This is a genomic window from Aphanizomenon sp. CS-733/32 (genome assembly GCF_028330045.1).
Taxonomy (GTDB): Bacteria; Cyanobacteriota; Cyanobacteriia; order Cyanobacteriales; family Nostocaceae; genus Dolichospermum; species Dolichospermum gracile.
On the sequence record NZ_JAQMSE010000001.1, the window covers coordinates 1 to 9,048 of the forward strand.

Annotated in this window: 9 protein-coding genes; 5 read left to right on the forward strand and 4 right to left on the reverse strand. The window is 40.5% G+C overall.

Annotated features, from left to right (window positions below; all coding sequences use genetic code 11):
* On the forward strand, positions 1-262 hold a 262-nt coding region (locus PN471_RS00005), incomplete at its 5' end, for a type II toxin-antitoxin system PemK/MazF family toxin (protein ID WP_271775144.1).
* 59 nt (positions 263-321) lie between these two features.
* On the opposite strand, the gene PN471_RS00010 is transcribed toward PN471_RS00005, so the two are convergent.
* Both PN471_RS00010 and thiC read right to left on the reverse strand, forming a co-directional pair.
* Positions 322-942, reverse strand: coding sequence for a hypothetical protein (locus PN471_RS00010; protein WP_271775145.1), 621 nt, complete (start codon positions 940-942; stop codon positions 322-324).
* 108 nt (positions 943-1,050) lie between these two features.
* Positions 1,051-2,424, reverse strand: a complete 1,374-nt coding sequence (gene thiC / locus PN471_RS00015; protein WP_271775146.1) for a phosphomethylpyrimidine synthase — start codon at positions 2,422-2,424, stop codon at positions 1,051-1,053.
* Between the two features lie 539 nt (positions 2,425-2,963).
* Here thiC and ccsB point away from each other — a divergent pair.
* Positions 2,964-4,001 carry a c-type cytochrome biogenesis protein CcsB gene (gene ccsB / locus PN471_RS00020; RefSeq protein ID WP_271775147.1) on the forward strand — a complete coding sequence of 346 codons (1,038 nt, stop codon included), beginning with the start codon at positions 2,964-2,966 and terminating at the stop codon, positions 3,999-4,001.
* Positions 4,002-4,197: 196 nt separating this feature from the next.
* Positions 4,198-4,725, forward strand: a complete 528-nt coding sequence (locus PN471_RS00025) for a TolB family protein (RefSeq protein WP_271775150.1) — start codon at positions 4,198-4,200, stop codon at positions 4,723-4,725.
* A 54-nt stretch (positions 4,726-4,779) separates the two neighbouring features.
* Here PN471_RS00025 and PN471_RS00030 read toward each other — a convergent pair whose 3' ends face one another.
* On the reverse strand, positions 4,780-5,775 hold the full coding sequence (locus tag PN471_RS00030; protein ID WP_271775148.1) for a succinate dehydrogenase/fumarate reductase iron-sulfur subunit: 996 nt from the start codon (positions 5,773-5,775) through the stop codon (positions 4,780-4,782).
* 1,271 nt (positions 5,776-7,046) lie between these two features.
* On the opposite strand from PN471_RS00030, the gene PN471_RS00035 reads away from it, so the two are divergent.
* Together PN471_RS00035 and PN471_RS00040 are read left to right on the forward strand one after the other, a co-directional pair.
* The gene (locus PN471_RS00035; protein ID WP_193898065.1) at positions 7,047-7,472 is read left to right on the forward strand and encodes an AbrB family transcriptional regulator; all 426 of its coding nucleotides are present in this window, start codon (positions 7,047-7,049) and stop codon (positions 7,470-7,472) included.
* A 196-nt stretch (positions 7,473-7,668) separates the two neighbouring features.
* Entirely contained in the window at positions 7,669-8,526 is an 858-nt protein-coding gene (locus PN471_RS00040; RefSeq protein WP_271775149.1) for a CPBP family intramembrane glutamic endopeptidase, read from the forward strand.
* Positions 8,527-8,588: 62 nt separating this feature from the next.
* On the opposite strand, the gene PN471_RS00045 is transcribed toward PN471_RS00040, so the two are convergent.
* Positions 8,589-8,972: a hypothetical protein gene (locus tag PN471_RS00045; protein WP_271775151.1), complete on the reverse strand. Its 384-nt coding sequence runs from the start codon at positions 8,970-8,972 to the stop codon at positions 8,589-8,591.
* Positions 8,973-9,048 lie beyond the last annotated feature (76 nt).

Here is a 9,048-nt window from a genome sequence, read left to right on the forward strand (position 1 = left end):
ATCTAACAATATTGGTACTGGTTTATCGCAAACTATTATAGCTATGATTACCAGTAATGTTTCCCGTGCTGGACACCCTAGCAGAGTATTTGTGAATATAGCAACACCAGAAGGAAAACAAACGGGATTAAGTACTGATTCTGTGATTATGACAGATAATCTAGCAACTGTTTTAGATACAGAAATTGATAAAGTTATTGGTTTTTGGTCAGAAATGTCTTTAGTAGATGCAGCACTCAGACATACATTAGAGATTTTATGAATTGTGTTTCGCGCAAAGACGCAAATAAGCAAAGATACAAAGGAAGAATGCTATAAATATTAATTTTTACATAAGGCGTTCATATCAACGCGATGGGATGAAGACGAGGAAGCACCAGTAAAATAATCCCGGAATGATGAGCCGAGATAATTGATACCAATAGCCGCTTCTATTTGTGATTCGGAAAGATTACTACTTGGTCTAGCGTATGCAATTTTTAATTGATAATTACCACCAGAAGTAGCAGAAGAAATATATAAATTCCGATTTGTAGTTTCAGTAGCTTTTCGACTAAAATACCAAGCTTCAAGAATTGATTTTGGTAGAACAGCGCTTGCTGATGAAAGAATAGCACCACTTTTCTTATCAACCATTTGTGTAGTAAGTTGTGGCATAAAATTAGAATAGTCCGATTTGGGAGTAGTAAGTTCAAAAAAGACAATATTTCCAGGGTCAGTTTTGACGCTATATGAATCATATCTTGACGCAGAATTATGAAGACTTACCGGCGGAGCAAGCTTATCATTTGCATCAATACTACCCTGAATAGTCTCACATTTAAGAGGGAAAAGATTTTCACCAGGAACTAAAATGACCTTATTATTTGTTTCTGCAAAAGAAGGTAATGCAGTCAGAATAACTAGCGCACATCCTTGGAATATCAATTGATGAATTTTCATGATTTTCTTCTCCATTTTGATAAGGCTTTTAGATTTATTTTGATTCCCAAAACTAAGGTTCTAGATCCCCAACTTCTTAAAGAAATCGGGGATATTGTTGTTTAATGTTTAACCTTGCGCTACAGGTTCTTTTGCCAAAAACTTCTCCAATTCTGTCAAAGCATCAGCATCAACCTTAGTCTGCATTGGACAGAACTTAGGACCACACATGGAACAAAACTCAGCAGTTTTATAGATATCTGCGGGTAAAGTTTCGTCGTGATATTCCTTCGCTCTTTCTGGGTCTAAAGATAACTCAAATTGACGATTCCAGTCGAAATTATAGCGAGCTTCAGAAAGTTGATCATCTCTATCTCTAGCACCAGGGCGATGTCTAGCAATATCTGCCGCATGAGCAGCGATCTTATACGCAATTAAGCCATTCCGTACATCTTCAGCATTAGGTAAACCTAAATGTTCTTTAGGAGTCACATAACACAACATTGCTGTTCCATACCAACCTGCCATAGCCGCCCCAATAGCTGAGGTAATATGGTCATAACCAGGAGCAATGTCAGTAACCAAAGGACCGAGAACATAGAAAGGTGCTTCCGAACACTCTTCCATTTGTTTGCGGACATTGAACTCAATTTGATCCATAGGTACGTGACCAGGACCTTCCACCATTACCTGAACATCATGTTCCCAGGCTTTGCGGGTAAGATTTCCCAGGGTTTTCAGTTCTGCTAACTGGGCTTCATCGGAGGCATCATGGGTACATCCTGGGCGCAGGGAGTCGCCCAAACTGAAAGAAACATCATATCTTTTAAAAATCTCAATGATGTCGTTGAAATGGGTATACAGGGGGTTTTGTTTGTGGTGATGCAACATCCACCGCGCCAAAATTCCGCCACCGCGAGAAACAATTCCTGTAATCCGGCTTCTAACTAAAGGTAAATGTTCAATTAAAATCCCCGCGTGGATAGTTTGATAATCTACCCCTTGCTGGGCGTGTTTTTCGATGATGTGGAGAAAGTCGTCAGCGGTGAGATTTTCGATAGTGCCGTGAACGCTTTCCAAAGCTTGGTAAACTGGAACAGTACCAATGGGAACAGGTGAGGCATTGATAATTGCGGTACGGATTTCATCTAAATTACCGCCACCTGTGGACAAGTCCATGACGGTATCAGCACCGTATTTTACCGCTAGGTTGAGTTTATCAACTTCTTCCTGGAGGTTGGAAGAGTTGGGAGAAGCGCCGATATTAGCATTTACTTTACATTTAGAAGCTATACCGATCGCCATCGGTTCTAAATTAGTGTGATTAATATTCGCAGGGATAATCATCCGTCCCCGTGCTATTTCGGCGCGGATCAGTTCAGCAGGGAGGTTTTCCCGCTTGGCGACGTATTGCATTTCTTCCGTGATTACACCCTGACGAGCGTAGTGCATTTGCGATACGTTTTTTTGTCCACGTCGCTTGGCTACCCATTCTGTACGCATATTACATTCCTTAAATAAACAGCTTCTCTTTGCTGGTATTACCCCAGGCTAGGTGTCAAAAATGCCGCAAAATTAATACTTTCAGGATTTATCGTATCAGGGATACTCATAAAATACTTAAAAGGTCTGATTTTGCTAACTTGAGTGTTTAATATCAAGCTTTTAGTTTGCTAAAGCCATAAATACTCAATACTCACTGAATACTCAGCGTTAGTACACCGCTACTATATAATAGCTAATTACTTCCCCTAACCTTGATGTACTATTTATTGTACGCTAGTCAGATATTCAGTCAAGGTCAAGCTACCGGACTTCCTCACCTTGACTAGCTACCAAAAGGCATATCAAAGTTAGGAAAAACGATTTTGCTATAACTTGTTTTTTGCTTGCAGCCTATATTAATACTCTTATACCAAGACCCGTGAAATGCAGGACTTTCTGGTAATGAATCCTGGTATTGAGTCACCTATCGCCAAAACCAGATAGGATCAAGATAATCGGAATTGATATTTTCAAGCATCCACTGGAGAGAAGTGCTTATGAATCTGGTTGTACTCCAGAACTGGCTAGATAATGCCTCTTTTGCTGTCTTATTCTGTACGATGTTAGTTTATTGGGTGGGAGCGGCTTTTCCGAATTTATCGGTGACAGCGGCTTTGGGAACAGCCGGAATGGCGATCGCTAATTTGTGTATGGCGACTCTATTAGGAGCAAGATGGATTGAAGCGGGTTATTTTCCCCTCAGTAATCTCTACGAGTCTTTATTTTTCCTGACTTGGGGAATTACCGCTGTTCATTTAATTGCCGAAAATAGCAGTCGTAGCCGTTTGGTAGGAGTTGTCACTGCACCTGTAGCGATGGGAATTGCTGCTTTTGCGACATTGACTTTACCATCCAATATGCAAGTGTCAGAGCCTTTAGTCCCTGCTTTAAAATCAAATTGGTTAATGATGCACGTCAGTGTCATGATGTTGAGTTATTCCGCTTTGATGGTGGGTGCATTGTTAGCGATCGCTTTTTTAATTGTGACTCGCGGACAAAATATCCAATTACAAGGTAGTTCCGTTGGTAACGGTGGTTATCGGAGTAATGGTTATAAATTACTGAAAGCTGGTGAGTTAGTTACATCCACACCCGCAGCGGAAACTAATAGTTTTTCTCGCGTTGAAAGTAATAACAATGGAAATGGGACTGCGGTTTTAGATTTAGTCACAACTACCCCCATGCAAACGGCGGAAATCCTCTCACCTCAACGTCTTAATCTAGCTGAAACCCTGGATAATATCAGTTATCGCATCATTGGGTTAGGATTTCCTCTCCTCACAATTGGGATTATCGCCGGTGGGGTGTGGGCTAATGAAGCCTGGGGTTCTTATTGGAGTTGGGACCCCAAGGAAACTTGGGCGTTAATTACTTGGTTAGTTTTTGCAGCTTACCTACATTCTAGAATAACTCGCGGTTGGCAAGGTCGAAAACCGGCAATTTTAGCTGCTGCTGGGTTTGTTGTCGTTTGGATTTGTTACTTGGGTGTAAATCTTCTCGGTAAGGGTTTACATTCTTACGGTTGGTTTTTGTAAGTACATTTTTATTTCTCCCTTTTCTTTTGAGAGGGGGAATTTTTTATTTCACAATCCTATGAATTATAAATTATCGGCGTTGCTGATTAAGGGTATGAATTTTAGTCTCACGCAAAGGCGCAAAGACCCAAAGGTAAGAGTTTTAAAGGTTCAATTTAGGAATTTCATACCTCAATATGGCTTCGCCACGCAGGCTATCAGCAACGCCAAATTATCAATAATTTTAGTTTTATGTTCAACTCTGTTAACTGGATGTTTTGGCTACCCGCGCTTACTCAGTTACCCATTTGATTCCGGGGGAAGGAGTTTAAATAGTTTCTCATCTGAATTAAATCCGCAAGTTTCTGGGAGATATATAGTATTTACGAGCGATCGCCGAGGCAGTCAAGATATATATATGTTTGATCCAGTGACTCGTAATTTAGTAGACTTACCCGGTTTAAATTCCTTTGATACAATTGCTTCCCATCCTGCGGCTTCTGACAATGGCAAATTTATTGTCTTTGCTGCTAGTCGTCAAGGACGAACACAAATTGTTTTTTATGATCGAGATGTGCGTCAATCACGAAATTTAACAAGTGATCTCCCAGGAGAAGTCCGCAATCCCACAATTAGTGCGGATGGTAATAGAATCGCCTTTGAGTACAGTAATAATGGACAATGGGATATTTTGGTTTATGACCGATTTGGGCGAAAATTAAATATCCCCCAAGATCCAACTTAATCAAGGCGGTAGGGGCGCAGGGCCTGCGCCCATAACTTATTAACTCACAATCAATTAATCAATTTTCTGTACAGATTCGATGAGCGATCGCACTTCCTGGGTCCCCTCAGATGGTTCAAAAGCAAGAGGAAATTTACCCCTAACTAGCATTCTTAACCCCAAAGGTGCAAGACTGAGTAACCCTTGCAAATCGCGGAAATAATTACCAACTACTTGAACCCCAAATTGACGTTCATCAATCCAACCACCTTGTTTAACCAAATCAACTAAAACTTTGCGGTGACGAATGGCCCGACTTTCATCAGCTTGTTTACGCTCCAGAATTTCCTGTTTAATTTTCGTAATTTGTGCTAACGGGGCAACTTCCATCGGACAAACTGCATCACAATAAAGACAACGAGTACAACCCCAAACCCCTTGAGTTCCCGCACTATAGGTATCTAATCTTTGTTCAGTATTATGATCACGGGAATCTGCCACCATGCGATATGCCTTAGCCAAAGCATGGGGACCAACAAAATCAGGATTGACTTCCAAAGCATTACATTCAGAATAACAAGCTCCACACATAATACAATTGCCAGTTTGATCAAGAAGCGATCGCTCTTGTGGCGTTTGCAAGAACTCCCTTTCAGGAACTTGTCTCCCAGCGGTACTCACATAAGGAGCAACCGTCTCCAGATTATGCCAAAAACCATTCATATCCACAACCAAATCCTTAATTACAGGCATATTCCCCAAAGGTGCAACTGTAATTTCTGGAGTAGTTTGCGGCTGATTTGCAGATGATGATATTTTCTCCAGTCTAGCCAGTTCACTCCCCACATTCTCCTTACAAGCCAAAGCAGAACGCCCATTAATCCGCACAGCGCAACTACCGCAAATTGTATTGCGGCAATTTTTGCGAAATGCTAAAGTTCCATCTTGTTCCCACTTAATCTGATTGAGACAATCCAGGATAGTATTCCCTGGTTCTACCTTCAAAATATAAGACTTGAAAACAGGGGGAGAATTTTCTTCTTGTCGAGTAATCTTAAAAATAACTTCCATGATGATCAATCCAAATCTGGGGTTCAAATCTTCTCTCTTACCTTACCTACCTCAAAAATCATGAAGCTAGGGAAGGATGAAGCGTAAAGTATAAACATAGATTTTCTCTCACGCTTGAGTTGACGGCAGCCTTCACCATTGATCCTTTACACTTAATACTTCTTTCGTCAAGCCCTAGTTATCAAAATTCTACATCCTTAAATATATATAAGTGTTAAAGCCAGTGAACATCTCAGAAGAGTGGCTATCAAATAGCCCATAGATATGGTAAATTTATTCTTCCCCTAGACAGACGTAGATAATCTGATTCCTGCGGAGCGCTTCGCTATCACAGTTTTGAATCTCATAATGATTAACAGCAGGGATTTTTCACCCCGGTTTTTGTTTATAGTCCGAGATAGCTCCTGTGGTGAAGCCATAGAAACTCTAGAATTTAACTGACTCACTCACCGAAAGTACATCTAAATTAGATTAACTTTTATAAAAGTCCTGCCATCATCCTCACGACAGTATCAAGCTTGAGGAAAATCTCTACTGTATTTTAGCTGCTCAACCCCAGGGATCTAGATCAAAATTTAGTTGTCAAATGAATTTTAAATTTAAAAAATATTTTGCTATTATTATTTCATGCTAGTATTTAATAGAAAATTACGAACCAACAAAATCAGAATAGCCGCATAAGCACGGCTAACACTTCTTTGGTTTCTTCGTAATGTAGAGACTAGAAAATTTATGTCTCTACTGGCAAAATAAAAGGGTGTATGTCCGTCAGACCACATACAAATCATAATGCTGTCTTTAGTCCCATAACTCAAAGGCAAGAGAGAGCAGCCCTGAATGTGAAAAACCTGTAATTTATTGGCTCTACGCGGCAGTTCCTCTATTTTGGGAAACCCCAAAGCCGGGCTGCTTGATCTTTTTTGGAGTAGAACTAACCTGACTTGTAAAGGTGGCTTGAAGTTACACCGTTACAACAGTGACCAAAGAGAAAATAATTTAATTTCCGATGGCCAATGATGGTTAAAAACGCCGTAAAATTACTGAAATAAATGTCTGTGGCAACTATGACTTATCAACCTATTATAGACAACTATAATAGAGTCTTCTGTTGCTGCCATATCAGCAGGAATTCACCCATCACCCTCATGTTTTGTTGATTTCTGAAGTCCAGTTGCACTGATTGCTCAATACTAGACACACAAAAAAACTCGGAAATGGCTAAGTCCGTGCTACGCTATAAATTTGAAGAGATTAAGGAAAATTAGAGCATAATGACCGAAACTGCAACTGCCCCATTAACAGGAAAAACATTGCTGGCGAAAGTTAAAGAACTTTCCACCTTACCACGTCGGGAAAGAGCAAAGCAATGTGGTTATTACACCATTACTAAAAATAGCCAAGTTCGGGTTAATTTAACAGACTTTTATGATGCTTTATTGTCAGCTAGAGGCATTCCCCTCAGCCCAGAAGCACCAAAAGATGGACGTGGCCGCGAACCGACATACCGGGTCAGTGTTCATCAAAATGGTCAAATTGTGATCGGTGCAACCTACACCAAAGCGATGAACCTAGAACCCGGTGACGAATTTGAAATTAGACTCGGTTACAAACATATTCACTTGATTCAGCTTGGTGAAAGTGATAAAAAGTTGATCCAGTCTGATGATGATGCTGATGAATCAGACGCAGAAGAATAAAATTTTTCACCTATCAGGGATAAGTTTAAGGTAGGTTCTGATGAATTTATCCCTAAAGCTACCGCTAATTAGTAGCCGTAGTTAAATAATTGCAGTGGGATCAGACATAAAAACGTTTTGACCTCTTCCATGAGTCACAAATTCTAGTAGAGTCTTGATTATTCATCAAGAAATCTGTTGTTGCAGGAAGTTAGTCATGTTTTTTATGTCTATTCCACTGTCATTTTTAGAGTCATCAGTCCATACTTTACTGGAGTTTCTCAAAGATACGCCAGTATTTTTGGTCGTGGCTTTTTTTATTATTTGGATAGGTTGCTGGTTGCCATTGGTAGCAGTTTTAGCCATTACCTTGAATTGGCAAATACACAAATCTTTACAACCAGAGCAAAAAATTCCTTTATTAGTATCTCTCTATTTATTAGTGCCGCTAATTCTCTGGGGATTTCAATGGTTGGAATTGGGTTCTTTCCCTGATTATGGATTAGTGGGGAAAGTTTCTATTTTTGGTTCTTTATTACTGGGTTTTAGCTTGGGTGTTTTCAGTCTAGCTATAGTATTTTTTGGGCAAATTTGCGCCGGTTGGTGCTATTTAGAAAAATCTCAGATCAAGGTAATCCCATCTAGTTTATTGACAATTTCCCTAGTGGCTTTGTTTGTGGGGGGAATAGAAGAACTTGTATTTCGGGGCTTTTTATTCACTCAGTTACAACAAAATTTTTCAATTTGGTTAGCAGCAATTATTTCTAGCTTGGTTTTTGCTGTCTTACATTTGGTATGGGAACAAAAAGAAACTCTGCCTCAATTGCCGGGATTATGGTTAATGGGGATGGTCTTAGTATTAGCCAGATTAGCTGATGGTAATGGTTTAGGGATTGCTTGGGGACTTCATGCTGGTTGGGTATGGGCGATCGCTACTATAGATACAGCGGGATTAATTACCTACACAGATCAAGTTCCTACATGGGTGACAGGGATCAATAAAAAACCCCTCGCGGGGTTAACAGGAATTATCTGTGTTTTGGCGACGGGAGGAGTGCTTTTATGGATATCGTAATTACTAAATGATATTTTTCTCACGCAGAGGCGCAGAGACGCAGAGGGGAGGAAGAGGAGAAGTTACTTGGTTGTGGTTAAGAATTGGCGTAAGCTGACTAAACTCAGGGTTTGTCCTAAGTTTAGGGGTAACATGGATATGCCTTCTAGGCGGGATTGGACCCAGCCTTCGCCCCAGTACCATTCGTGAAAGCCGTCAATGCCTCCACTGAGTAGTAAGCGCAGACAATTGGGTTTTACTACGTCTACTCGATGATAAATGGAAACGGGTCCACTCCAGGTGGTGAACTCAAATCCTGGTGGTAATTCTGTGGGCATTTCTGGGGGAAAACTTTGCCCCAATAGCCATTTTTTTAGTTGAGAAGGATGCAAAATACTGTCATGAATGGCATCGGCTGATGCTGTAACTTCGATGCGGATTTGGCTTTGTTGAAATGTACCTAGCATGGTAATTGGTAATTGGTAATTGGTCAGTTGTTCGTAGAAAAAATTTTCTCCCCTGCCCCTGCCCCCTGCCCCCTGC

Excerpts from the sequence above, each read along its gene's own strand:
- PN471_RS00010 (WP_271775145.1), bottom strand. The coding sequence starts at position 942 with ATGAAAATTCATCAATTGATATTCCAAGGATGTGCGCTAGTTATTCTG.
- thiC (WP_271775146.1), bottom strand. The coding sequence starts at position 2,424 with ATGCGTACAGAATGGGTAGCCAAGCGACGTGGACAAAAAAACGTATCG.
- ccsB (WP_271775147.1), top strand. The coding sequence starts at position 2,964 with ATGAATCTGGTTGTACTCCAGAACTGGCTAGATAATGCCTCTTTTGCT.
- PN471_RS00030 (WP_271775148.1), bottom strand. The coding sequence starts at position 5,775 with ATGGAAGTTATTTTTAAGATTACTCGACAAGAAGAAAATTCTCCCCCT.
- PN471_RS00035 (WP_193898065.1), top strand. The coding sequence starts at position 7,047 with ATGACCGAAACTGCAACTGCCCCATTAACAGGAAAAACATTGCTGGCG.
- PN471_RS00040 (WP_271775149.1), top strand. The coding sequence starts at position 7,669 with ATGTTTTTTATGTCTATTCCACTGTCATTTTTAGAGTCATCAGTCCAT.
- PN471_RS00045 (WP_271775151.1), bottom strand. The coding sequence starts at position 8,972 with ATGCTAGGTACATTTCAACAAAGCCAAATCCGCATCGAAGTTACAGCA.